15 protein-coding genes are annotated in these 26,183 nt (G+C 58.1%); 7 read left to right on the top strand and 8 right to left on the bottom strand.

The window, feature by feature from the left end; translation table 11 throughout:
* The first annotated feature begins 21 nt into the window (after positions 1-21).
* On the top strand, positions 22-1,500 hold the full coding sequence (locus ACMGE0_RS29855) for an aldehyde dehydrogenase family protein (protein ID WP_436819522.1): 1,479 nt from the start codon (positions 22-24) through the stop codon (positions 1,498-1,500).
* A 105-nt stretch (positions 1,501-1,605) separates the two neighbouring features.
* Here ACMGE0_RS29855 and ACMGE0_RS29850 read toward each other — a convergent pair whose 3' ends face one another.
* A complete protein-coding gene (locus ACMGE0_RS29850; RefSeq protein ID WP_040115107.1) occupies positions 1,606-1,971 on the bottom strand; it encodes a winged helix-turn-helix transcriptional regulator in 366 nt (121 codons plus the stop codon).
* 107 nt (positions 1,972-2,078) lie between these two features.
* Here ACMGE0_RS29850 and ACMGE0_RS29845 point away from each other — a divergent pair, with 107 nt between their 5' ends.
* On the top strand, positions 2,079-3,083 hold the full coding sequence (locus tag ACMGE0_RS29845; protein ID WP_436819521.1) for a zinc-dependent alcohol dehydrogenase family protein: 1,005 nt from the start codon (positions 2,079-2,081) through the stop codon (positions 3,081-3,083).
* A gap of 626 nt (positions 3,084-3,709) precedes the next feature.
* Here the strand turns inward: ACMGE0_RS29845 and ACMGE0_RS29840 are convergent.
* Positions 3,710-5,932 (bottom strand): hypothetical protein, encoded by a 2,223-nt coding sequence (locus ACMGE0_RS29840; protein ID WP_436819520.1) that lies wholly within the window; start codon positions 5,930-5,932, stop codon positions 3,710-3,712.
* Positions 5,933-6,266: 334 nt separating this feature from the next.
* On the opposite strand from ACMGE0_RS29840, the gene ACMGE0_RS29835 reads away from it, so the two are divergent.
* The 5 genes from ACMGE0_RS29835 (at position 6,267) to ACMGE0_RS29815 (ending at position 17,884) form a co-directional block, all read left to right on the top strand.
* On the top strand, positions 6,267-11,696 hold the full coding sequence (locus ACMGE0_RS29835) for an NACHT domain-containing protein (RefSeq protein ID WP_436819519.1): 5,430 nt from the start codon (positions 6,267-6,269) through the stop codon (positions 11,694-11,696).
* A gap of 50 nt (positions 11,697-11,746) precedes the next feature.
* Complete coding sequence (locus ACMGE0_RS29830) at positions 11,747-13,132, top strand: YopA family protein (RefSeq protein WP_436819518.1); 1,386 nt, start codon at positions 11,747-11,749, stop codon at positions 13,130-13,132.
* Positions 13,133-13,360: 228 nt separating this feature from the next.
* A complete protein-coding gene (locus ACMGE0_RS29825; protein WP_436819517.1) occupies positions 13,361-16,849 on the top strand; it encodes a DEAD/DEAH box helicase in 3,489 nt (1,162 codons plus the stop codon).
* Between the two features lie 40 nt (positions 16,850-16,889).
* Complete coding sequence (locus ACMGE0_RS29820; protein WP_436819516.1) at positions 16,890-17,114, top strand: RusA family crossover junction endodeoxyribonuclease; 225 nt, start codon at positions 16,890-16,892, stop codon at positions 17,112-17,114.
* The gene (locus tag ACMGE0_RS29815) at positions 17,114-17,884 is read left to right on the top strand and encodes a hypothetical protein (protein ID WP_436819515.1); all 771 of its coding nucleotides are present in this window, start codon (positions 17,114-17,116) and stop codon (positions 17,882-17,884) included. The genes ACMGE0_RS29820 and ACMGE0_RS29815 overlap by 1 nt, the downstream gene beginning before the upstream one ends.
* Before the next feature lie 525 nt (positions 17,885-18,409).
* Here ACMGE0_RS29815 and ACMGE0_RS29810 read toward each other — a convergent pair.
* The 6 genes from ACMGE0_RS29810 to ACMGE0_RS29785 all read right to left on the bottom strand — a co-directional run bounded on the left by ACMGE0_RS29810 (position 18,410) and on the right by ACMGE0_RS29785 (position 26,139).
* Positions 18,410-19,528, bottom strand: coding sequence for a DUF2218 domain-containing protein (locus tag ACMGE0_RS29810; RefSeq protein WP_436819514.1), 1,119 nt, complete (start codon positions 19,526-19,528; stop codon positions 18,410-18,412).
* The gene (locus ACMGE0_RS29805) at positions 19,518-20,333 is read right to left on the bottom strand and encodes an ABC transporter ATP-binding protein (RefSeq protein WP_436819513.1); all 816 of its coding nucleotides are present in this window, start codon (positions 20,331-20,333) and stop codon (positions 19,518-19,520) included. Before ACMGE0_RS29805 ends, ACMGE0_RS29810 begins: the two co-directional genes overlap by 11 nt.
* Entirely contained in the window at positions 20,333-21,415 is a 1,083-nt protein-coding gene (locus ACMGE0_RS29800; RefSeq protein ID WP_436819512.1) for a FecCD family ABC transporter permease, read from the bottom strand. The genes ACMGE0_RS29805 and ACMGE0_RS29800 overlap by 1 nt, the downstream gene beginning before the upstream one ends.
* Positions 21,412-22,428, bottom strand: a complete 1,017-nt coding sequence (locus ACMGE0_RS29795; protein WP_436819511.1) for an ABC transporter substrate-binding protein — start codon at positions 22,426-22,428, stop codon at positions 21,412-21,414. The genes ACMGE0_RS29800 and ACMGE0_RS29795 overlap by 4 nt, the downstream gene beginning before the upstream one ends.
* Positions 22,429-22,580: 152 nt before the next feature.
* On the bottom strand, positions 22,581-25,085 hold the full coding sequence (locus ACMGE0_RS29790; protein ID WP_436819510.1) for a TonB-dependent siderophore receptor: 2,505 nt from the start codon (positions 25,083-25,085) through the stop codon (positions 22,581-22,583).
* Positions 25,086-25,203: 118 nt separating this feature from the next.
* Positions 25,204-26,139: a FecR family protein gene (locus ACMGE0_RS29785; RefSeq protein ID WP_436819509.1), complete on the bottom strand. Its 936-nt coding sequence runs from the start codon at positions 26,137-26,139 to the stop codon at positions 25,204-25,206.
* Positions 26,140-26,183: the final 44 nt, after the last annotated feature.

Below are 26,183 nucleotides of genomic sequence, written 5' to 3'. Positions count from 1 at the left end.
CAGCTATCTGAGGACTTTCAGATGAAGACATATTCGGCCAAGAATTGGATCAATGGCGCGTTCGTTTCGTCGGCGAGCCTCGGCATCTCCATCAATCCGGCGACCTACGAACGCATCGGCGATTATCCGGATGATGGCGGCGCGGCTGCAGGGTCCGCCATCGACGCCGCGAGCCGCGCCTTTCGAGGCACGGCCTGGGCACATGATGTCGAACTGCGAGCCAAAGTGCTCGACCAGATGGCTTTGGCGATCGAGCGGAACCGCGATCCACTGATAGACATCCTCTCGCTCGAGAATGGAAAGGTTCGGGGCGAAGCCGCACTTGAGGTTGACGGCGCCCCGAGCAAGCTGCGCTACTGGGCGGCGATGGCGCGAACCGAAGCGGGTCGCGCCGTGCAACCGCGACCGGGAAGCCTTTCGATCGTCCTGCGGCAGCCGATGGGCGTAGCGGGGGTCATCGTTCCCTGGAACTCTCCGATCATTCTGGCGACCAGATCGTTCGCGCCGGCACTTGCCGCAGGATGCGCGGTCGTCATCAAGATGCCAGGGCAGGCCGCCCAGATCGCTGGCGTGCTGGCGGAAATCCTTGCAGAAGCCTCGGACCTTCCGAACGGCGTCATCAACATTTTCGTTGAAAGTGGATCGGATGGGGCCGCGCTCCTTGTCGAAAGCGCCGACGTGCCGACGATCAGCTTCACGGGAAGCACGAAGACCGGCGTTGCGATCAGCGCGGTCGGGGCGCGCCGAATGAAACGCTTCGGACTTGAATTGGGGGGAAAGGCGCCAATGATCGTGTTCGACGACGCCGACATGGAACCCATGCTGCCCGTTTTGGAAAAGGCGCTGACGGTGTTCGCCGGCCAGTTCTGCATGACGGGCTCGCGGCTGCTCGTACAGGAAGCGGTCTACGACACCGTTCGCGATCGGCTTGCCGAGCGGCTGCGGAATGTGCGGGTCGGGCCTGCCTCTGATCCCAAAAGCGACATGGGACCGTTGATCGACAAACCCAACGTCGAGCGGGTCGACAAGATTGTCCAGGACGCGGTGAATGCCGGAGCCAAAGCGATTGTCCGCGGCGGACCGATCACCGACGGCCCGCTGGCGAATGGGGCGTTCTTTCGCCCGGCCCTGCTCGAAGTCTCGGACAACAGCCTTCCGATTGTGCAGCAGGAAACCTTCGGCCCCGTCCTCACCATCCAGCGTTTCTGCGAAGAGACCGACGCCATCGCGCTCGCCAACGACAGCGAATACGGTTTGTCCGCCAGCGTTTGGACGCGAGATCTGGACCGCGCGTTGCGGGTCGCTCAGGCGCTGGAGGTGGGCAGCGTCTTCGTGAATGATTGGGCGAAGGTCTATGACAGCACCGAAGAAGGCGGATTCAAACTTTCGGGATTGGGTAGGCTGAATGGTGTCGCCGCGCTTGACGACTTCATCGAATACAAACACGTCGCGCTGAAGCCCGGTCGGTCCGGCAATCCACATCAGGTTTCGGGAAAGTAGACCGGCCGGACGCATCGGGAAGACCCATCCTGCGCCGGCTATCCCGCTGAACCTTCATTTATGGACGGCCCGTGCCATCGCACGGACTTGCAGCTTGGGGAGGAGTCACGAAGCCGCCGCCTTAGATTGCTGGAACAGGTCCATATTGGCTTCTCCCCAAGCTGAGAGGGATAGAAGGATCGGTATGAATGTCCGGCCCCGATCAGACAAGCTGTATTCGACCTTGGGTGGCACCTGAGCATGGACTACGCGATTGATCAGTCCGTCGGCTTCCAATTCGCGCAACTGATTGGTCAAGGTCCTCTGCGTGACCCCGGACATCAAGCGCATCAACTCGTTGAAACGGACAGTACCTCTTTCCTGAAGATACCAAAGCGCAACGCATTTCCATTTTCCGTCGATCAGACTGATCGCCGCCTCTACCGCGCAACCGGGATTGCTATCCAGACTGGTGTGGCGCCGCTTGACCATAGCAGTATCCTTTTGTGCACCTAGAGTAAATTTTGTGCGTATTACATATGATGTGGGTATCCACTATTAAAGCTCTTACCATCATTGATTTTGAGAAAGGTAAGATCATGACCGACACCATGAAGGCAATCGTCCTCGAAAGGTTCGGTGGCTACGACGCATTCGCGCTGCGCGATGTGTCCGTACCGGTCGTCGGACCTCGGCAGGTCCGGGTGCGCGTTCACGCCACCGCCATTAATCCCCTGGACTATCAGATCCGACGTGGCGACTACGCCGACTACGTGCCGCTCCCCGCCATCATCGGTCACGACGTTTCCGGCGTCGTGGAAGAGAAGGGAGCCGACGTCAGCGAATTCGAGATAGGCGACGAGGTTTATTACACACCCAAAATCTTCGGCGGCCCCGGCTCATATGCGGAGCAGCACATTGCCGATGTCGATCTGGTCGCTCGCAAGCCGCACAATATCAGCCATCTGGAGGCTGCCAGTCTGACGCTGGTTGGCGGTACGATCTGGGAAGCCTTGGTCACCCGCGCCCAGCTTGCGGTCCACGAAACGATCCTGATCCACGGTGGCGCCGGCGGTGTGGGCACGGTGGCGATCCAGCTTGCCAAGGCGATGGGTGCGCGGGTCATCACGACGGCGCGCTCCAGCAACCATGAATTCGTACGTTCGCTCGGAGCGGACGAGGTAATCGACTACACCTCCGATGACTATGTCTCAGCCGTGGCGGACTTGACGCATGGGCAGGGGGTGAACGTCGTGTTCGATACCATCGGCGGCGATACCCTGACGAAAAGCCCGCTCGCCCTCGCGGATGCCGGACGGGTGGTCAGCATCGTCGACATTGCACAGCCGCAAAACCTGATCGAGGCGTGGGGCAAGAATGCCGCTTACCATTTCGTGTTCACCCGGCAGAATCGCGGCAAGCTCGACGCCCTGACAAACCTTATCGAACGCGGCCTGATCAAGCCTGTCATCGGCGCGGTGCTGCCTCTAGCTCGGGTCGGCGACGCGCATGAACTGCTCGAAGGCGGAAGCTCCCGTGGGCTTCGAGGTAAGGTGGCGATCGATGTTGTTGGCCAGACTGTCGAGCTCCCCACGCCGCGATAGATACACCGATAAGACAGCGGTATTCTCCCCAAATACCATCATTTTCGGGACGGCAGCTATCGCCCGTGCCGCCCGGAATCCGGCTGTCCGCTCGCCACCAGACCTTGCCGTTTCTCGGCCCGCCGGGCGAGATTCGAACCGCACGTGGGTGGGGCGGTACGCGTATGTCTGCTTTCGGGCCGCCTAGCGGACCATTATGCATTTCGAAAAGTCTCTCAACTCAATCTCGCTCGAGAGCGGCGATAAACATAGTTTGGTTCTGCTTCTACGCTGCGGCACGAAATAATGCGCTACGGTTTCCAGAAAGAAAAATTTCCAGCATCACATAAGAAGTCTTCGTCGATCGCAAGTAATGATTAAATCCTGCCCCCGCAACCACGCTATAGCACGCTAGACCACCCTAATCTACGATTCCTCACGACACGCTATCCTCCGGAATCGATAGGTTCAAATCAGGTTCGCACAGCTTCGGAGCGGTAGCGGCCTTGGCGTGTCTCTTGTGCCGACAATTCGTAGTATGTGGGTCGTGCGAGTGACAACCGGTTTCAGCCACGCAGCGCGGCGGCTTTGCGCCTTCGAAGCGGATATCAAAGGGTTTCGACGAGAGGTCGGCGAAGAGTTCCCGACTAGGCCGGTGGCGCTTGGAGCGGTGCCTTGCGCTCCAGCAGCAACACGGTCTCGTACGGCTGGCCCCACTTCTCCGTTGACCGAGAGAAGATCACACATGCGCTTAGCTTTTCGGTCTCCATCGTCTCTGCCGCAAGCTGCTGCATCGCTGTTCGCTGACTGTCGTGCAACTGCTCCGGAAACACGTAGAACATGACGGCGCCCTTCCGCGGCTCAGGCGGGTGGATGACGAGGGTGCTGATGTGTTTCGGGTCACGGTAGCGCTTCCGCACATTGGCGCGCAGCTTATGAAGGTTCCGCTCAACCGCCCGCTGCTCGGCCGGATCAGCGCTCGAAAGCAGGTGCATGCCAACGAGCGTCCAGCCGGGAGGCCTAGCCTGAACCAGTCGGTCAATGATGTCCCGCCACAGAGGGCGGAGCTCCATCTTCGGTTTGGGCACATTCAGCCCAGCCGCTCGCCCTTCGTAGTAACGATCAATGGGAGCAGACATGCCGGTGGGGGAGAATTCTGAGAACTTGTCGTGCAGGGCGGCGAGGTTGAATCCCGTGACTAGGTAGAGACCGAGGAAATCGAGCTCGTCTCCGAACAGGTTTAGAGACTTCTGCAAGTGGCCGCGCTCGGTCAGGTAGTGTAAGAGCAGGAGTGGATTGTCGAGAACATCGGCGATGCATCGAAGATCCGAAATCAGAAGGCTCGGCGCGAGTGCATGATCCCGGGGGACCCATCCCACCTTCTTGAAGTCCGACTCTGAAGCACTAAGCACCGAAAAGTCGTCGAGGGTGACGGAGAGGCGAACCACCCGGTCTGCCATGCCGGGGTCGATGCCGACGTCGCCCAGAATTGCAATGGCTTCCGCGTCGCCGCCACGAGCCGCCAGTATGAGTGCCTCAAGCCTCGACGACTGGACAGAGGGCTCCAGCACCATCTCGTCGAGATGCCGCTTCACACGTTCTTTGCCCCCGCGGAGCCCCGAGGGTGTAAGGCGGTGCGACTTGGCCTCGGCGATGATCACCACGTGATCAAAAAGGATGACCAGGTCGTTCTCGAACCGCTGTCCGTTCTTCTTCCACTTGAGGCCCGGCTTCAGTTCCGCTCCAGGGAGCGCCGAGCGAAACACGGCCTCGAGCTGCTGCTCCAGGTAGACTGCCCGGCGATCCTTTAGCTGTTTCTGCAGCCCCGCTTCAGCGACCAACCGGTCCATCAGCCGGTGGACATGGCTGAAGGCCATGTGTGGGAGCGGCACTACGAACCGGTCGCCCATTCGAATGGCCGGGTGATCCCACACGGGATTGTCGAGGAACAGATGCTCTGGTTTTTGATTTTCAAGGGCGCCCGGCTCGAATGCCAAAGCGTGGAGGACCGCTTGAATGATCGCTTCCGGCTTCTTCGTGAGCACCGCAATCTCGGCAATCGTAAAGGTCGCAACGTCGAGAAGCCTGAGATCGAGATGCGACATGAGCCATCCGATCATCTGCTCGCGGGTAACAGAATTTGGCAGCTCGGCCAGCATCTCGTCCGCGCTTCCTTTCAGACCGGGAACGTGCCTGAAATAGAGCTCCACTAGTTTGCGCACGGTGCGGCCGCGAAGGATTCTGCGAAGAGTATCCCAGTGCTGCTCGTTTCGGCGCTCGAACTCAGCGGTGAGCGCCGAGAGGACATCGAGCACGTCTGAGGCGCTAAACCCATGATGGGTAGATAGTGTAAGATCGAGCGAGGCGTAGAGATCGCGCGATAGCGCCACGACGTTGTCGAAGTAGCCCCAGTTTCGGACCCCGTGCGTGTGAAAGCGGATACGCTCCTGAAGGGAGAGCACGACTTGCGCCTCTTCGTCCTGGATAGCCTCGCCGTCTAGGACGCGCTGCATGAAGAACGTGTTGGATAGCTGGGGTACTGCCTTGAAGAGCCGGTCCATGACGTCGGGTGTGAGGGGTTGATTGCCCCACTCCTCAATCGGTAAAGTAAGTACCAGGGCGTGGAGGAGCTCGCCGTGATGCTGCAGGATATCCGGCAAGGCCTTGTGCTGCTCACCGCTCGGCCCCAGGCTTGCCTGCATGCCGTAGTTGAAGAACGCCGTTAACACGCCCTCCGGAAACGTCTGCCGGAGTTCTTTCTTCACGGCTTCCAGGTTGGCTGGAAACTGTTCAACAGCGGCACGTGCTGCCGATAGCATCGCCTCCTTGAACTCGGCGTGCTTCTCTGGCTCAATGCCGAACTGCTCCATTTGCAGCTTCGAGTCGGAAGCTCGAGGTCGGATCGGTCTCAGCGGCGCGGCCTTCCTCATACCAGTTCTTTCCTGATCTGACGTGTAATGGGAACCCCTTCTACACGTCCCTCATCATTAAGCACTGAATTTCGTCCCGTCTCTCGGCAAAGTCTCCACATGATGCCGACTGACAAGGACCGCTTCAGGCCCCAGTTCACGGGAGCTAGACTTTGCTGAGGATTGATCCAAAAATCCACTCTGTTTTGCAGTTCCAATTGCAGAATCATGTAGAGATGAGGGCTTAGTTTGTACTGGGTAAACCCCTGCTCTTGTCAAAACATTCGGGGCAATAATGGCTATACGTCCTCAATCATCAGAACTCACGGGAGGAAGTGGCTTCACCTTCGAGGATGGCGTTTCCGCCCAGTATCTGGCGGGGTTACTATTTGAAGGCAGTATGCCGGGCCTACCAGGACACATCATCACTCGTGTTGCTCTCCAACAGGCGGCTTTTGGTGAGCCCCTTGACGATTTGATCGTGGATGGCACCGCGAATGATGGCTCGGTTGCACGGCTAAGCTTGCAGATTAAGCGCTCGCTGAACATCGGGGCGGGCACGACGGATTTCCGCGAAATTATTGGCAATAGCTGGAAAACGCTGAAAAAAGACGGCTTCCAAATTGGTCGCGACCGGTTCGGTTTCGTTGTTGGCACCATCTCAGACGATCGTTTGCGGTCGCTGCAGACTATTTGTGAGTGGGCGCGCGCCAGTGACGATGCCACCCATTTTGCCGAGCGCTTCGCGGCTGGCGGGCTTGCGAGCAACGATCACCGCTCGATCAGACAGGCCATCGAGACAATCCTGTTGGAAGCCGGGGGGGTGTCTGTACCGATCGAAGAGCTGCAATCTCTGCTGGCGCATTTTTTGGCAATCAAATGCGATGCGCTGCACGAAGGTGCGGCGTCGTCGGTTGCCATTATCAATCAGCTGACCGCGGCGCTGTCGGATACAGACAGTGATCGTGGACATGATCTATGGGATGCTTTGCAGCAAATTGCTCATGAGCAGTCCGGACGGTCCGCGGCTTTTCAGCGTCCCAACCTGCTGACCGCATTGAAGGGACGTTTTCGCTTTCGCGGTAGCAATCGGCTTCAGTGCGATCTCCTGCTCCTCGAACGCATCGCCGCCGAATGGCCGGACGATATCGGCGACCGGATCGGCGGAGTGGCGATCACGCGTCCGAAAATCCAGGCGAAGTTAGATCGAGCGATTGCGGATCATCGATTTGTTCAGATTCAGGGGGCGCCTGGTACAGGCAAATCAGCGGTTTTCCGCCAATTCATCGAGCGTCACCGCGCATCCGGCCCGGTGCTCTTTATCAAGTCCGATCGACTGGACGGCCATAGCTGGCAGGCTTTCGCTCGATCAATCGGATTGGAATGCACGGATGCGAAAGTTCTCCTGCGCGAAATTGGCGCGTTAGGCTTGGCGTGTCTCTGTATCGACGGGATTGACCGCATCGAACCCGCGCAACGCAACGTCGTGACCGACCTTATACGCGTGATATTGGAAACGTCTGAACTTGCGGACTGGCGAATTGTTGTAACGGCTCGGGACGCGGGAATTGAGCCACTGCGCAACTGGCTACCTTCCCATCTCTTTGCATCCGACGGCGTTGGGATTGTCGAGGTTAAAGAATTTGACGACGATGAAACGCAGGCTTTGTCTGAGGCCGTGCCATCCCTGAGCCCGCTGTTATACGGCTCGGCCAATGTCAGTGCCATTGCCAGGCGGCCCTTCTTCGCGTCAGTGCTCGTCAAGGAACTCGCCGCGCCAAACTCTGACAGTTTCGCGCCTCGCTCGGAAGTTGATCTCATTGAGCGTTGGTGGGTCGGAGGAGGATATAACGCCAGTGCGGGAGATGCACGCGCGCGTCAGCGCGCCATCGTTGATCTGGCGCGGGCGGCGTGTCTGAGGTTGGGTCGACCATTTCCTTTTTCGACGTTGAAAGACTCCACCGTGGAGGCGATCGAACATCTATTAGTAGACGGCATTCTTATCGAACCGGCAGCGGGTCACCGCGTTAATTTTGCGCATGACATTTTCTTTGAGTGGGCCTGCTTCCACCTTCTGAAGGATGCAGAAGAAGACTGGATCTCACTCATCGAGCAAATCGGAGAGCCACCGGTTTTAGGCCGGGTTGTCGAACTGCTTTCGCAGGCAATTTTGACGGCCGATGATGGATGGAGAGAACGGCTCCGCGAAATCGAGGCGTCCAACCTGCGGAGCCAATGGGCAAGGGCATGGCTGCTGGGGCCGTTCTCGTCGCCGGACTTTGCAAGACATCGTGAGACGTTTGAACAAGTCGTGGTCGCAGATGAATTTAGATTGCTGCAAAAGTTGCTGGTCTGGTTTCAGGCGGAGAAGACGAAGCCAAACGAAATCGTACTCGCTGGCAATCCGGAGTTACCCGTCGCCTCAAAACAGGAGCTGATCCGAATTGCGGACCTCGTAGGCTGGCCCTCCGACATCATGATGTGGCGGCGGCTACTAGTGTGGTTGTTTTCAAAGCTCGACGGGCTGCCATTGTGGCTGGTTCCGCACATCGTCCCCGTGTTTGAAGTCTGGCAGAATGCGTTTGCCGACATTCCCAATGCTATTTCGAAGCGCCTCGTCCAACGATGCGCGAATTGGCTAGATGATCTTGAAGCTGTGCAACATCCGCCGACGTTTTCAGCCGATCTTGGCGCGTGGGAACAGGTCGGACGCAGAGACGACCTGAAAAGCCTTTCCTCCGCCATTCGGTCGATCGTCCTGAAAGCTGCGCGGTGTTATCCGGACAAGACGGAAGCATACCTGCATCGGATCATGGATACCGCTCGTATCCGCCAAGAGGTCTTTGAAGAGCTGATGCGTTTCTCTCCGGTGCTCGCTACGACGCACCCTCAATTGCTCGCCGATCTGGCGCGATCCAAAATCATGGAGGAGTTACCGGAGGATAAGCAGAAACGCTTGAAAAGGGAACGTGCGGAGCAGCTAAAGCGCATAGCTGAAATCAATGCCAAGCCAGAGTCGGAACGTACCCGCATGGACGAGATGGCTCTGATGAGCGGGCCATTCGGGTTTGACAGTTTCTCGCACCATAACTGGCAAGATCTATCCACCAGTGACGAGCATCGCGTCTTCTATCCTCCATCCCCTCTACGCGAGCCGTTTCATTCGCTGTTCCTGCACGCAGCCGACATTGCGCTGGCGCTGGTTCGGGACGTGACGAACCACGCGATCACCGCATGGCGGCAGCTTCATCACCTTGACCACCAGAGACAAGGAACACCCATACCGATAACCTTGCAATTTCCGTGGGGAGAACAGGCGTTTTGGGGAAATGAGCACGAATATATGTGGGGCAGGAGCTGGTGGGGACCGCAAGTAATCCAAAGCGCGATGTTCGCGTTGGATGCTTGGGCTTTCTCCGAACTCGAAAAGGACACCCCCGCCGAGACGATCATCGAGAGGCTACTAAACGGACATGAGAGCCTGGCACCGCTTGCGATCGCGACGGCGGTAATGACCGAAGGGAAATGTGCAACTGCGGTGACGCTGCCAATCGCCGTGAACCAAAGGCTGTGGCATCTGGATCTCAGGAGGTGGGTTGCTGAAAGTTCGAACTCACGGTCGAGTTTGATCGGATACAACGGCACGCGCACGGAACGTCCTCATATCGATGCCGTTGTCAAAAGCAGCAGCCGAGCATGCCGAAAAATTGAACTGCGCTCGATGGCGGTGCTCTTCGTATTGCATCACGATGAAGCGATCCGAAATGCCGCCCGATCTGCCATTCAGCAGTTTCCCGACAATCTTCCATACGCCTACGAAGAACAGCGTGGTGATAAGAATTTCACGCAAGGACTTAAGGAGACGGCAGAAAATTGGGCGGAGTGGGGGCGGATTGAAAATTATCGAACCCAGCAGTATCCGGATGAACAGAACCAGCGCATCATTTATCTGGAAAATCCGAAGAGTAACGAGCCGGAGGCTCTGGACGCTGCGGAACGTCACCAGGAACAGATGCAGGAACTTTCGCTGTTCAACTGGGTCACTGAGACATTTGAGAAATCAGCAATTGCGTCAGCGATGACGCTGGCTGATGCTGTCGCGATTGCCCGATCGCTGGATCATCCCGAATTGTTTCAGCAAGGCCAAGGGAATGAACCCACCGGAATGTGCGCGGGAGCCGTGGCGGGAGCGGCGGCAGCCATATTTTGTTTTTCGAACGGATCGGAGTTGCCTGAGCGAGAATGGGGGGAATTGGTTATCGAGCGAGCTTTTGAGACGCCCGAAGCCTCCGAAGGCTGGTTCTCCGGCTCGATTATTCCTTGGCATCCGCAGCTTTTTGTCGCCCGTGCACTAGCCGCGAAAATCCGTAGCGAGCCGGGCGATAGCAAGTCGATCGAGATGTTGCTGACGCTGACCGCGCATCCCCTAGAGAAGGTTTCACTAGAAGCGACACGTCAGTTGACCGCTTGTTGGGACGCGAACAAACGGCTGGCCTGGATCGGGTTCGATCTGGCGTTTCGGCTGTGCATCGGGTCGCGTAAGCGCGGGGTCCGCAGCGCATATGGCTACGATCCCGCGCACGAGATGGACGCCCGCGCTCCAATCGTGGCTGAGGTTGTACGCCTCTACTTGGATTCGTCGGATTGGCCCGAATTGACAACACCTCCTCCGGCTTGGGAACTGGCGCCCCGTCGACGTAATCGAGCCCCTTTTGACGATGATGAGGATGAGTCAGACTTCATTGAAGAAGATGGTGAACAGGTGTGGCGCGATCCCGATCAGTTTTGGCGATGGGATATGGCAAAGGAAGTGCTTAAGATTGCGCCCGTTGATCGAATTATGACCGACTCAGAGCTTCATCCAAGGTTTTTGACATTCGCTGACGCGTTGTTGGATTGGACCTTGGAACGCATCAATCCGAGTTGGAGAGATGATGATACTGAGCGCCGCCGGAACCAGCGATCGGAGCTTTTTGAATGGCGGCGGCAGCTTTCCATGACCCTCGCTCAGATCAGCGCACACCTTCCTGCCGATGAAATAGAACGTCGATATCTGAAGCGGATATTTGCCTTGAATGACGAGCAGTGCATGTCATTTCTTTCCGGGTTCGTGCATCTGTATCTCTGCATCCAGGTGATGGACGCAAAGGATGTCTCTGCTGATGTGATCCAGATATTGGACGCCTCGGTAGAGCGGATGCTCAAGGAGCGCTCCTTCCGGAGGTCTGGCTATAGGGACGGTGAGATATATGGACACGATGTCCCACAATTGATCCGGGATTTGTTGTTCTCCGGTGTACCGCAGGCCAACTTGGCACACCGTTTTGCAAACGGAGACTGGCGGGAAATTGGTATTATGATGCCGATTATCGATAAGCTGGTTGAAAAAGCGGGATGGATCCCGTTTGTGGCAACCAATTATCTCTCCTTGTGTGAGCAGGCATCGAAGGATTATCCGGCTCAACGATTTGCCGATCAGGTATTGTCAATTTTTGGGCATGGTAAGTTGCCGCGATCAGGTTGGAATGATTGGTCACTTCCGGCCCGCATTGCCGGGATGGTGCAGACACTGGCAGATCGCGAACACCCGGTGGATCCAGAACTTGCACGCAAGCTCCTCCGGGTTCTCGATTTCCTGGTCGACATGGGCGACAGGCGAAGCGCTGCATTGCAAACCAGCGATAGCTTCCGAAACGTCAAATTTGGGAAGGAAAAACCAATATGATCTGTCGACTGCGGTGGTGCCCCAAAAGTCAATAAAGATCAGATGATCCGTTGGTCGAAAACGAATATCTTCTTCGTATGGTTGACCGAATCACTCCGAAGTATGTTTCCGAGCAGACTAACGCACCTATCGAACTAGGATATCGAAACGCTGAGATTTCCTCGAACGGGAAGACAATCAACGGGCGCGGTTGCGCGCGACTTCATTTGGGGTTGCGCGAACGCGTTGTCGTCACTGTTGAAGTTGAGGAGTATTTTGATGCGGCGGGGATTGCCTATTCGGAAGCTGATCTGATGTTAAAGCTGGAAGGTGCCAGCCATCCGGCCGCCGTTATCAGCACGCAGACGCGCACGACCGACGAAAAATGCGAACTGAAGCTTCTGGCACGTTCCGGCACTTTTGAACTTTGCCGTGACCGGCGCATTCGGCTCAAATTCGCAATTCTTCATCTGGTGAACTTTCCGGCTTTCGTCTGTCTCTGCGAGACCTCGACGGACTTCAAATTTGAAAATGGCAACAAGCGCCGGCGGCTGGGGCGCGTTGTGCTGACTGACGAAGAATGGCTGATAGAGATTCAGGAACTGCCGCAGACGCAAGAGATCGTCAAGCAACTGAAAAACGATGGGGGAAGCGGTATCACCCATGTGATGAAGGTCGATCGCCGTGACGGAAAATCTTTTACCGTCTCCGCGCTGTGGCGGGTGATCGGGAATCTACATCGCTTTCTTTCGTTCGCACGCGGGCAATGGACTTCGATTTTTGGCCCAGTGGGATACGACGCAAAAAATACAGTTATCTATGAATCGTGGGGAACATTGCTTTCGGCCCCGTGGCAGTCCGGATACGCTTGGCTGGACGTTCATCACGGAGAGTGTCTTGCGGAAGCATATTCAGGCTTCGTCACCATGCTCCATGACAAGCAATTGCGCGAGGCGGTTTCGGCCGCGCTATATTGGTATCTGCGCAGCAACCGAGGTGGCGACGGCGCGGGCATTGACAGCGGCCTGATCCTTTCACAATCAGCGCTGGAGCGCCTGTCTGTCGCGGTTTTGTCATCGTCGGGGTTGACGATACCAAAGACAGCGGCGGAGAAAATCCGCACTGCATGCCTTAAGTTGGGGATACCAATAAAACTCCCGCCGCACCTCAGAGAGTTGCAGAGAGCAAGACGAGCGGACCCCAAACTATCGGATGCAATTGATATGATTGTCGGGGTCCGCAACGAATTCGTCCATCCGAAACGCCGTATGATCGTGAAAACCGCCCCGCTAATCGTGCCGTGCTGGCAACTGGCGCAGTGGTACATCGAGATGTTTTTACTGAGACTCTCGGGATACAGGGGCCGGTATTCCAATCGTCTTAAAGCGAAATGGGTCGGGGAGGTGGAGTTTGTCCCATGGGCCAATGAACATACACTTAGCAGGAAAGCCAGATAGAGGTGGGGCGAACCCCGAAAGTAATATTTTGCCAACCCAAAGCTTCAGCAAGAATGTCATCGGGAGCCGGGAGGGGTAATGCTTGTTCCCCTCTCATTGGAGACGTAGCAATGCGAAGAACCCCGAAGCACCGCCGATTGTCACCGAATTCTTTCATGTTGTAATGTTTGATTTTACACAGCTTCTAGTGACAAATAGAGACGAACAGTAATTTTGAGAATAATTCACATGCCAAAAAGACCGCTGATCCAAAAGGGTGTAGCAGAGCTTGAAAAATTATTCGATCAACGGCGCAATGACCCTGACTTTCTGAACGACTTGCTTGAAGAGCTTTCGGAGCGAAAAACCCAACGCGCGCAAGAGCTACGGCAGCGGGCGGTGCAGGCCAGAGGAACAATCGCTCAGCGACCTGGCTCGCGTATCGATACCAGCGAACCTGCCGCGGAAAGCCCGATTATTGTTGCCGCAAAACCAGTAGGTCGCCCGACTTCTCCTATTCCCAGACCGGTCTCAGCTTCGGCAAAAACAATCCGTCCAACTCTCGAACGCCCCTCTGTTAGCAATGATCCCGGAAGCATCCTGTCGGCGTGGACGGCGATGGAGGTCTTGTCTCCTCCGTCTTTCCGCAAGCCCGAGGATCTAGCGAGCGGTGATCGATATCGTATCGCCCGAATTGATAAGGACGTGCTGCCTTGGGAGAATGGCGGCGAGAAAAGCCGTCCCAATCAAAAGCTTTACTACCAAGTCATTCTCGGCAGCATCGACATGGAAGCTACCGTTTCGGCACTGCTAGCGGTTTACACCGACAGCCGAGCGGAGCGCCCGCAAGCGCGCGGCGAGGCTGTGCTCGCCACGATCATGGTGGACCGGGAGGGGCGTCCGGTAGAGAGCGAAGCCGTTTCCATTTCCAGCTTCGGTTGGGGAATACCCGTGGCACTGGGCGGCAGGCTGAGCGATCTAGGACAATGGTCGCAGGCGAAAGAGTCGCTCGTAGAGGGATTGACGGCAAAGACTGTAATTTCTGACAGGGACGGAAATCCGCTGCCGCTCACCCGCAAGACGATCCAAGACGCTTATGACTGGCTGGTGCAGGCCGTCGGCCTGCCGACGCAATTCGCCAGGCCACCGGCATTTGCCGTTCGGTCGTATCAGTATTTCAAGCTGCAAGATCCGCCTGAGTCCATTCTGCTCAATTCGTTCTTCCTTGATGATCTGGCGGCGGCACGCGCTCTTGTGGCTTCCGGTAAGGCGACGCCCAACCTCAAACGCTATCTGGGCGTCCTGAAGCCAGGCATCCGCCGAAACCTTATGAAGGATAACGAGGCGCTTTCAGAAGCACTCGAGCCTCGGAAATTTCCATTGGGGTCATGGCCGGGCGACGGCCGGCATCCGCTTGCACTCCTCCAGCAATGCGCGGTCAATCTTGCCCTTCACGATCTGAATACGGCCGGCATTCTTGCTGTGAACGGTCCACCCGGCACGGGAAAAACAACCCTTCTCCGCGACGTCATCGCCGCGCTTGTCACCAAACGGGCGGAAATTCTCTGTACCTATGACGAGCCGGAAAGCGCCTTTATCCATTCCGGGCAGAAGCTGAAGAAGGGAAATTCCTTCGTTCACCTCTATCGCCTAGATAACAAGATCAGGGGGTACGAGATGATCGTTGCCTCCTCGAATAACAAGGCCGTTGAAAATGTCAGCGCCGAGCTTCCCGCCATGCAAGCGATAGCAGGTGACGCCGGCGGCCTCCGATATTTCAAGACTGTATCCGACGCCCTGTTGGAACGCGACACTTGGGGCGCGGTGGCCGCAGTGCTCGGCAATGGCAAGAACCGAAGTGATTTCCGACAAACCTTCTGGTGGGACGACGATGTCGGGCTCCAGAGGTATTTGCAGCAGGCCAGCGGTAATCCTCAACTGATCACTGAGAAGACAGATACAGGAACGAAGCAAAGGCCGCCGCATGTCATTGTCAAGGAAAATGCACCGGAGGATCATGACGAGGCCCTGCGGCGTTGGAAAAAAGCCCGTCAGCATTTTCGCAAAGTAGCGGCATCTTCGAAATCGGCATTGGCGGAATTGCAGAAGGCCCATGACCTTTTGCGATCGATCCGGCAAAAGCAGGAGACGGTTGATGGTCTCGCCGTCGAAATCGAGGCGATGCAGCCGGTTTTGGCGCAACTGGCGGAAAACGCCGGAAAAGCGGTGTCCGCTTTTGATATCCAGAAGCGGAATGTGGAAGCGCTGGATCAGAATCGAGCGGCTTTATGGAGAACGCGGCCCGGTTTTCTCAGCCGGCTGTTCGGCGCACAGGCTTTTCGTTCATGGCGCGCGGCATACGATATCCTCTCGAAAAAACTGACCTCGGAGAAGACAGCGCTTTCGCGCCTGTCGGCAGATGCAGAGACGAAAAGGTCGGAATATGCGCGGGCGAACGGCGAGCTGCAAAAAATGCAGGCTTCGATTACTGAACTGACCGAGACGCTCAGGCGCGAACGGGTTGCATGCGAAGATCTCGCCCGCCGATATCCCGGCACGTTCATTTCAGAAGAGTTTTTCGACCAGCGCCATCAGGATAAACAAAAGAGCGCTCCCTGGCTGGATGCGGCCACCGCGCGTTTGCGCAATGATGTTTTCGAAGCAGCGATGGCATTGCATAAGGCGTTTGTTGATGGTGCCGCAAAGCCCATTCGGCATAATCTCAATGTTCTGATGGACGGCTTCGGCACTCGCTCGCTGGGAAGTCCGGAAAAGGACGCGCTAATCCCGGATCTCTGGTCGACCTTGTTCCTGCTAGTGCCGGTGGTTTCCACCACGTTTGCTTCGGTCTCCCGCATGTTCAGTAAAATCGGACCGGAATCGTTCGGCTGGCTGCTGGTGGACGAAGCAGGCCAGGCATTGCCGCAGGCGGCCGTGGGCGCGTTGGTGCGGACTCAACGGGCAATGGTTGTCGGTGATCCGATCCAGATCGAGCCGGTCGTCGTTCTGCCTGACCAGTTGACCGAAGCGATGTGCCAGCAATTCGGGATCGATCCGCTGATCTACAATGCACCCGGAGCTTCGGCACAAACACTGGCTGACAGTGCCACGGAATACTACGGAACATTCGAGACGAAGTTCGGAACCCGTGAAGTTGGCGTACCCCTTCTGGTTCATCGACGCTGCGCCGAACCGATGTTCAGCATTTCCAATTCCATTGCCTACGAAAACCTCATGGTGCAGGCGAAAGCGGCCAAGCCTTCCGCAATCCGGGATGTTCTCGGGCCTTCCCGATGGATCGACGTCGAGGGACGAGGACAGGAAAAATGGTGCCCGCAAGAGGGCGACGCACTGCTCGCTCAGCTACGTCATCTGCGAGATCGAGGATGTGCGCCAGACTTCTACGTCGTGACTCCGTTCGTGGTGGTGCAGGATCGCATGCGGGAAGTGCTGCGGAGCAGTGACTTGCTCGACGGGTGGATCGAAACCCCCTATCAGTGGGTCAGGGAGCGCATCGGAACGGTTCATACTGTTCAGGGCCGCGAGGCGGAGGCCGTCTTTTTCATTCTGGGTGCCCCTGACGCGCAGCAGCGAGGCGCAAGAGGCTGGGCCGGTGGCCGCCCCAATCTCCTTAACGTCGCGGCGACAAGGGCTAAGGAGGCTCTTTACGTGGTGGGCAACCGAAGCCTCTGGAAGACAGCGGGTGTTTTCCAGTCGCTTGATGATTTCCTAGACTGACCGACGACTCTTCGAACGCGCCGCGCATCCTCAGGTTGCTATGGCCGGCGACATAGACAACATAGTCAAGCTCACTCTCGACGCAATGATACCCGTCATATATCTCGACGACGGTCTCATAGATCGAGTGTTAGTCCAGCGATTCAATCCTAGCGCTGGCGCGGCTTTTGCCGATCCTTCGGACACATTGGTCGAAGCACTAGGATCGGAGGAGCCGATCCTCTATATTCGTGTAGACGCAGTTCCCGAGGAAGCCGTTTTCTAATGATTGATTTCGCGGCCAATGAGAGCTTAGCGCTCGAGGAATATCTGCCGCGGCTTGGCGCGCGGGGTTATAGAGTCATCCGGCGTCCAACCCGTGCGGATCTCCCGCCTTTTCTCGAAGACTACGGTGCCGACGCCATCGCAATTGGCCCTGATGGCAAAAACATTATCGTAGAGGTTGTCACAAAGGGAAATCCAACAGCGCGATCGAAGGTTCGCAAATTGAGAGAAATTCTTGCGGATCATCCTGAATGGCGGCTTGAAGTGATCTATGGTGGGGCAAGCGAGAGACAGGTTCCGATCGCCAGCATTCCTGCTACTGAAGGAACGGTCGCGGACCTTGACAAGCTTGCGGATGCGAGAGCGTCGCTGTTGTTGGCATGGGCATCTCTGGGGGCGATCGCGAGACATTTAAACCCTGCCGAAACCACGCGGCCCCAGACACCAGGCCGAGTTGTCGAATTGCTTGCCGCCGGAGGATTTGTGACCCCTACTCAGGCAGAGGGCCTGCGGAGCATGGCGAACATCCGTAATCAAGTTATTCACGGAAACATGAACCTGCAGCCATCCGCTGGTCAACTTCAGGAACTCATCCAGACCACCAGAGGGTTGGTACCCGTTTTGAAGGAGCAGCATGGCCTCAAATTACAAACCGAAACGCAAATAACTATCTGCCGTTGGCTTACTGAACGCCCCAGCTGCGATGCTTCTCATTGCGTTCAGCTCGCGGTTACGCAACGGCACGAAATAATCCGCTACGGTTACCTATAGGAAGTGATTTTAAAAGTGCACGGGACGGTGGTGATGATCGCAAGTTAAGATGAAATCCTGCCCCCGCAACCACGCTGCAGCACGCCTCGCTAGCGCCAAAACTACGATCCATCACGACACATTATCCTCCGGAATCGATAGGTTCAAATCAAGTTCGGACGCTTCGGAGCGGCAGTCGATCTTGGTGTGTCCCTCGTGCTGCCAACCGGCAGGCTATATGCGCGTGAGGGGCGCGCGAGTGACAAGCGGTGGCAGCCAAGCAGAGATGGCAGCATTGCGGCCCCATCGCGGAAATGATTTCCCCTTTTGCGCCTCCCTTTCGGTGGCGCCAGATTCCTTTCGCGATTTCCTGAAAGCTGCTGTTCCACGTCGAGTGACTGATTGCCATTTCACCGCCGACCGCACTGACCATCCTTACCGCGGAAGAAGCGGCCATGACCCACTGCGACGTGGACGAGTATGTTCGGGAGGTCTATTAGGATTGGGGAGCTCGGAAATGATGCTTCAGGAACTCCATCATGGCGCTTAGTTTTCCTCGTCGTCAGGATCGGCTTCGCCTTCAGCACGGCCCCTGCGCCAATAGGCGACAGGCACCACATCCTTTTTGTTGAGGTGCAACTCGTCGCGCCAATAGCGGCGGATCGCCTTGAAGGCGGTATATTCGACGCCGGCCATGACATGGATTCGGGTTTCGGCTGGCGGCATCTTAACGGCGCGCACGGCATCGACGAGCAGCGAGGTCGTGCCGGCTTCCGCGCCGTTGCGGTGAAGCCAGCGCAGTTGGATATCGGCGTCGTACCGCATCGGCTGTTGCTCGCTTTCGTCCGAAACCTCGATGATTGCCACGCCTTTTGCACTCGCAGGCAAGGATTCGAGCGTTCGCGCGATCACCGGCAGCGCCGTTTCGTCGCCGACGAGCAAATACCAGTCGGCCTCCGGCCGTCTACGCCCGGTCGGGCCGCGCACGCCGATAACGTCCCCCGGTCGCGCATTCAGCGCCCAGCGCGAGCCGACACCGTGATCGCCGTGCAGCACGAAATCCACGTCGATCGTCCCGGCGCCGAGATCGAGGCTGCGAACAGTGTAGGTGCGCACCTGCGGCCGCCTGTCATTAGTTGGCCAGACAGGCAGACCATCCTCTCCGGGCACCGGCCATTCCGGCATGGCGTTGTCTTCGGGTGGCACGAACAGCATGAGATGTGGGCCATGGGTCGCATAACGCCCGAGATCGGAGCCGGACAGCGTGATCCGGCGCATATGCGGCGTCACGTGGGCCACCCGCTCGACCGTCATCTCTCGGAAATTCGGGAATTGGCTCAGGCCGACGCCGTCACCTGTCCATGCGAAACGCGGCCGCTCGCCTTGCACGAATTCGATCAGATGATGCGCGGCAAGCGACTTCATAAAGGCAAGCCCGGTTTCGTCGTCAGCCTTGACGCGCATGAGGACGTTGTTCGGTCGCGCCTGCATGGAAACCTCTCCAAGGAAGAAGGCGGCAGAGGAACCGCGCTCGATCGGCGTAATCTCTGCGTCGTGCTCGGCAAAATGCTCGAACACCCGTTCGATGAAGCGCTCCGGATCGGCTATCGCGACTTCGGCCTGCGCTTGAAACGAGCGTTTGGCTTCAGCGGGTTCAGTTTGCATGGCGTAACTCCGTAGAATTTGCGGGACCGTCCACCATGATGTGCAGGCGGCCGCGCGAGCAGCGCTCGACACGGGCCTCCACGCCGTAGACGGCAGACAGGATGGATGGGGATAGAGACGATTCGGGAGGGCCTTCGGCAGCGACTGCCCCACGATCGAGTATGACGAGATGGTCGGCCCAGCTTGCGGCGAGCGTCAGGTCGTGCAGCACCACGACGACAATCCGCCCTTCGCGGGCCAGTTCGCGCACGATCGTCATGACGTCGAGCTGGTGGCGCAGGTCCAACGCGCTGGTTGGTTCGTCGAGAAGGAGCAGTTGCGGGACGCGAACGATCGCCTGGGCGAGGCTGGCGAGCTGGCGCTGCCCGCCGGAGAGCTGGCCAATGCCCTCCATCGCCAGGTCGAGGATGCCGAGCCTGTCGAGCACGTCGACGGCACGGCGGCGCGTCGCCGGGCCGCTGCCGTCGAAATCAGTCAGCGGAGATGCCTTCAACGCGCCGATCACGCCTTCCAGAACGGTCAGCTCCGCATTCTGCGGCAGAGTTTGCGGCATGTAGGCGACATGCTGCGCCCGTTCGGCAAGGCCGAGCGCGTTGAGATCGCGGTCGCCGAGCCGGATCGAACCTGTCGAAGGCACCAGTCCGGCGAGGCAGCGCAGCAAGGTCGACTTGCCGGCGGCGTTGGGACCGACCAGCGCCGTCACCTTGCCGGGTTCGAGCGGCGCGACGTTCAGATCGCGCAACACCGGCTTGTTGCGGTAGCCGGCCGAAAGGTTCGAGATCGCGAGGGTGCGGATGTTCTCCATCACAGTCGCTCCCGGCGGCGGAAGATCAGCGCGAAGAACACCGGCAAACCGACCAGCGAGGTGACGATGCCGATCGGGACGATGACGCCCGGAGCGATGCTCTTGCTGGCGATATCGGCGAGCGACATGACGACCGCCCCCGTCAATGCACTCGCCGGCAGAAAAAAGCGGTGGTCCTCGCCGATCAGAAGCCGCGCAATATGTGGGCCGACCAGGCCGATGAACCCGATGGTGCCGACGAAGGCGACGGAGGTGGCCGCGAGCAGGCTGATCCGGAACAGCGAGAAGAAGCGCAGCCGCGTTACATCCACGCCGAAGGAGCGGGCGCGGTCCTCGCCGAGCCGCAGCGCCGTCAGCTTCCACGACGCACGAAACGAAAACGGCACGGTCAGAACGGTGACGAGGCCGAGGATGGTGATGGATTCCCAGTTGCTGCGTGTCAGGCTGCCCATGCCCCAGAAGACGAGCTGCTGGAGCGCATCGGCCGACGCGACGAACTGGATCAGCGCCACGAGCGCGTTGAAGGTGAAGACCAGCGCGATGCCGAACATGACGAGACTGTCGACGCCAGCGCCGCGCATTCCCGTCAGGCTTTGCAAAAGCAGCACGGAAGCGAAGGCGAAGATGAAAGCGTTGCCGGTGACGATCCAGCTTTCCGGCACGCCGGGAATGCCGATGCCGAGCACGATGGCGAGCGCCGCCCCCAGAGAGGCGGCGGACGACACGCCGAGCGTGAAGGGACTGGCGAGCGGATTGTTGAGGATGGTCTGCATCTCCGCGCCGGCAAGCGACAACGCCACGCCGACCAGCACGGCCATGACCGCCGCCGGCATGCGAACGTCCCAGACGATGACGGAGGCCGAGCGCGATACCTCCGCCGGCCATAGGATGGCGCCCAGCGTATCGATCACGCCGAGGCTTGATGGACCCATGGCAAGGTCGAAAAGAAAGGAAGCGACGAGGATGGCGACGAGCCCGGCGACGATCGCGACCCGCCGCAAAGTCTGTCGGTCATAAGCAATAAGAACGGCCTCTCGGCGGTCCGTAGCCGGACCGCCCGGATTAACGATATCGTCTGTCATCGGCGTTCACCGGACCGTCGATCAGCGACCGGGTCGAAGCTCGTCCAGAACGGCCCCTTGAGCGGCGTCTTCAGGAAGCGCCGGTTGATCTCGTCAAGTGTCGCCTGCGGATCGATATCTGTGAAGAGTTCGGGGTGAAACCACTTCGCAAGCACCTCGAAGGTTACGAAGTTCAGAGGTGATCTCATGAGATACTGGTCGAGTGCATGGACGCGGCCGTTGCGGATCGCGGCAAGTTCGCCAAGACCGGGCTCCTGCTTCAGCGCTTGCAGCGCGGCCATGCCCCGCTCGAGGCTGCGTGGTTCGCCGAACATCGAACGGGCGTCGGAAAATAGGTCGATAGCTACGAAGACGTCCGGGTCACGCTCGATAATTGTCTCGAGGTTGAATTGAACCGGAGCGCCCTTGGTTGCCCCGGCGATGTTCTCCACACCCAGTCCGCCGAAATAGGCCGTTACGCCATTGTCCGGCGATGCCTGGCAGCACGGCACACTGGGGCCTCGCGACATCATGAGCAATGTCGGCCGAGAAAGTCCGGGCGTTGTCAGGCGACCGGTGATCGTCCGTACATGGTGGCGGTAAAAGTCGACGAACTCGGCCGCCTTGTCTTCCGCGCCGAGAACCCGCCCGAGAATCTCGAAGCTTCGATCCGTATCCGTGACGGGATTGGAGTCGAAGTCGACATAGACGACGGGAATGCCTGCCTTGGTGAAGGCGCTTTCTAGCGCCTGTTGAGCACGAGATGCCCCCCCGCCAATGACGATATCCGGCTGCAGTTCGAGCGCCTTCTCGATCGAAAAAGCCTGAGACCAGACGGTTCCCACACGCGGCTTGCCGGACAGGTCCCGCTCCGCTTCGGGCAAGGTGTCGCCGGGATTTCTGCCGATGCCGACGATCCGCTCTGCGGCCTCCTTGTCGAGGATCGCGAGTGCCGGATACCACGACGGCGCCGCCAGAAGAATGCGCCTTGCCGGGGCCGCGATCGTCACCTCGCGGCCCTCGATATCAGTCAAGGCAATACCCGCATGTGCGGTGCAAACGCTCGCCAACAGCATCAGTATGAGGAGGTACAGGGTTATTGACAAACGTAGCCCGAAGACGGGACGTGTTAACAATCCCGCGTTGGTCTGCACTCTGACGAGCATTTGAGGAAGATTTACTTGCATCAGAACTTGAATTCCGTCGAGAGGCGAAAGGTCCTCGGCTGACCTCGGTATACGAAACCAGACGCATAGGTACCGGCCCAGTAGTCCTTGTCGAAGACGTTATCGACATTGAAGCGGACAGTGACCGGCTTCTCGTTCCACGGAGAATTGAAGGTATAGCGTGCGCCAAGGTCCAATGTCGTCCATGAGGGAATAGTAAGACCGGAGGTGTTTGACACAACCGCATCACCGGTATGGGTTAATCGCCCAGTGAGCGTCAGCCCTTCCATGAAGGGCGTATCCCATTCCGCTCCCACCACCGCGCGGACCTTTGGCGCGGTATCGTTTCTTTTGCCGTCGAGGGTGCCATCTTCGGTCTTCACCAGGCGGGGGTCGAGCAGGGTGAGCCCGCCCAACAGGCGAACCTCGGGCGTGAGTTCGCCATAGGCGTTCAGTTCGATACCGCGAATGCGCTCCTCGCCATCCTGCGTCAATGTCGGAGGGCCGCCCAGGGGATCGTCTATTGCGATCGAAGCGGCCTTGTCGATCTGGAATACTGCCAACGTGGTCGTCACCTGACCCCAGTCGGCTTTGACACCCGCCTCGTACTGTTTGCTGACATATGGAGAGAATACTTCGCCAGCATTCGCGTAAGTAGTGCCGACGATGGCTCCTGCTCTCAAATCCTCGATGTAATTGGCATAGACCGAAACGTTTTCCCACGGCTTGACGACCAGCCCGAACGCAGGTGTCCAGGCATTGGCGTCGTAGTTCGAGGTCAGCAGGCCTGTTGTAACATTGAAGTTGTCGATGCCTGCTTCCTGATAGCGAATTCCGGCCATAAATTGGATACGCTCGTCGAATATCGAGAGAGTATCTGCAAAGCCAATGCTCGACGCCGTGGTCTGGGAACTCTTCCTGGGGTCACCCGGATCAGCGGGAGAGGTCATGAGCGGAAACACGGGCTCATATATGGAATCTATTATATAAGATGGACCCTCTGACTCGGCGCGTTTGTAAGTAAGTTCTGACCGAGACAAGTTAACGCTCAAAGCGTGATCGACCGGACCGGTGTCGAATTTCGCCCGAATGCCACCCTGCATGGACAGGATGTCACGCGAATAGTGCTGTATTTCTCGCGCGATGCTGTATCGGCCGTTACCGTCGAGCAGTCTGATCTTTTCGAAGCCATCCAAGTCGGCTTCTGAACGCTGCTTACCTATGGCACCGTAGGCTGTAACATTCTCAAGTAGATCGACTTCACCTCGTATCATGCCTATGGTTGAGTTGGTTTTGTATTCCGACCCGGAGGGAACCAGGCTAAGGCTCGAATCTGGGGCGCGGGGGAAGGATGATAGCGAGCCGATAGACCGTGCGTTGACATATACCCCATTCGGATCCAGCTTTTGAGATTGATGGGCAAAGTCTAGCGACAGCCGGGCACGTTCGCCGGAATAGTCGAGGTTGAGCGCCGCGGTACCGAGGTTCGCGTGTTGTATATCGATGGGAGTATGACCGCCGTCGATAGATCCGTTGAAGCGAATGCCGAATTCGTTGTCTGCCCCGAAGCGACGACCGACATCGAGATGTGCGCCGATTTGCGAGTTCGATACATAGCGCGTCGTCAGCTGGGTGATCGGTTCATCCGTCGCGCTCTTCGTGACGAGATTGACCGAGCCACCAATAGTGCCGGTGACCGCTGCGGAGGCAAGCGTCATACCGTTCAGGAGCGCGCTGGGGCCTTTTAGGATTTCCACGCGTTCAATGTAGTCGGACGACGGGAAAAATAGCGGTGCCATCCCGGCCAAACCATTGAGGGTGCGGGTCCCGTCGATCCCGTAGCCGCCAAACCCCCGGATGACCTGGTAATCGTGCGGAGTGCCACTGGAATTGCTCGCGACAACAGAGGGATCATTGTTCAATACATCCTGAACAGTCCGAGCCTGCTGATCCTCGATCAGCTTGCTCGTGTAACTGGTCTGGCTGAACGGCGTGTCCATGACGCCGCGGTTGCCAAGCATGCCGAGCTGGCCGCCCGTCGCCACCTGACCGCCTGCATAGGGCGCAGGTGGTTCGCCGATCGTGCTCGTAACCCTGTTACCCTTGATCACGATGGGAGCGAGAGTAGTCGCGCCATTTGCGTCAGTTGCCGAAGCCGCTTGATCCGGGGAAGATATGGTTACGGCATTGGGACCGGTGAAACGGTAGGAGAGTCCTGTTCCGGCGAGCAGTTGCTCGACCGCTGCCTGGGATGAGAGGTTGCCGCTGACGCCTGGCGTACGCAGCCCTTGCGTGACGGAGGCGCTGTAGAGGACCTGGATGCCGCTTGTCGCACCAAACCGCGTCAAGGCGGTGTCAAGGGAGCCGGCGGGGATGGAATAGCTTATTGTCCGCTGCGTTTGTGCTTGCGTAGTCCCCACGGCGACAGCGCTGATGGCGATCGACGCCAGCAATCTCGCAACAACGCGCTTGCGGCCCCGTGAACGCTCACGCGCTTCAACCACGGCAAACTTCTTCGGCCTCATATTCGTCCCCACAGATATTCAGGGCAGCCCCGCTGCTGCGCCCTCTACCTATAAAGACGATGCAAAAACCGCGACCCGCAATCTTTTCTGCACTTTCTTCGCGCTGCTGCGCGCAAGCCTATTGGAGAAGCACGATTCCGCCGACCAGATTAATCGGGCGGACATGCAGGGTGCTCTCGAGATGAGCCAATATCTCGTTCGGTCGATGGAGGTGAAATACCCCTGAAACCCGTCGCGAGTTCAGGCTACGTCGCGCGATCATCACCTTGCCGCGGCGGTGGCGATTGACGTCCGCGATCACATCAGCCAGAGGGCGATTGCGGAAGATCAGGAGGCCCTTTCGCCATGCCGCGGCTGTTTCCTCGTCCAAGGCAAGTTTCTCTCCGAGCCCTGCTGCGGAATAGAAGATGCCATCGCCTGCGCTAAGTCGGGCATCGCCCCGACATTCAACATTCACCGATCCATCGAGACATTCCACCAGAACATCTTCGACACCGTGCTTTATCGATATCGCCGCACGCCTTGTGGTGGATCTCCCGGATTTGGCGGACACGACGAACGGCCGCTGCTGCTCAACGACCTGGAACACGGCCGCGCCGGCGGCGAGCTCAACGTGTCGCGCCTGCTCGGAGTAATTGACGTTGAGCATGGTCCCGCCGTCGAGAGTGACGCTTGACCCATCGGGAAGCTGAGCCGTCTTCTGCTCCCCGACGGCCGTAGAGACGTCCGAGAGGAATGCGTCGAGCGTCGGCAATACGCCGAGTTGAGATAGACCGAAACTCATGCCTGCAACACCTGCCGTAAGGCAGGCGCCCCCCGTCAGAACAGCGCGGCGACTGAAGAAGGCAGGTGACGGCTCCGAATGGGCGGCAAGCGCCGCCCCCATGTTCTTCCAAAGTCGGCTGGCGTCGCGAAAAGCCTGCTCGTGCGCGGCGCTGCGTGCCCGCCAGCGTAAAAACGCATCTCTGTCCTCAGTCGTCGCCGTCCCGGATGTGAGGCGCACGATCCAGGCCAGAGCCTCCCTCTTCAGCGCCTCGATATCCTCGCTCAACACCTACTCCCTCAAATGCTCCTGAGCGCGCAGAAGCCGCACGTGAT

The sequence above is a fragment of the Neorhizobium descurainiae genome (genome assembly GCF_051400715.1).
Classification (GTDB): Bacteria; Pseudomonadota; Alphaproteobacteria; order Rhizobiales; family Rhizobiaceae; genus Neorhizobium.
Note: the sequence above shows the minus strand (reverse complement) of the source record. Positions and strands in the feature narration are given on the sequence as shown.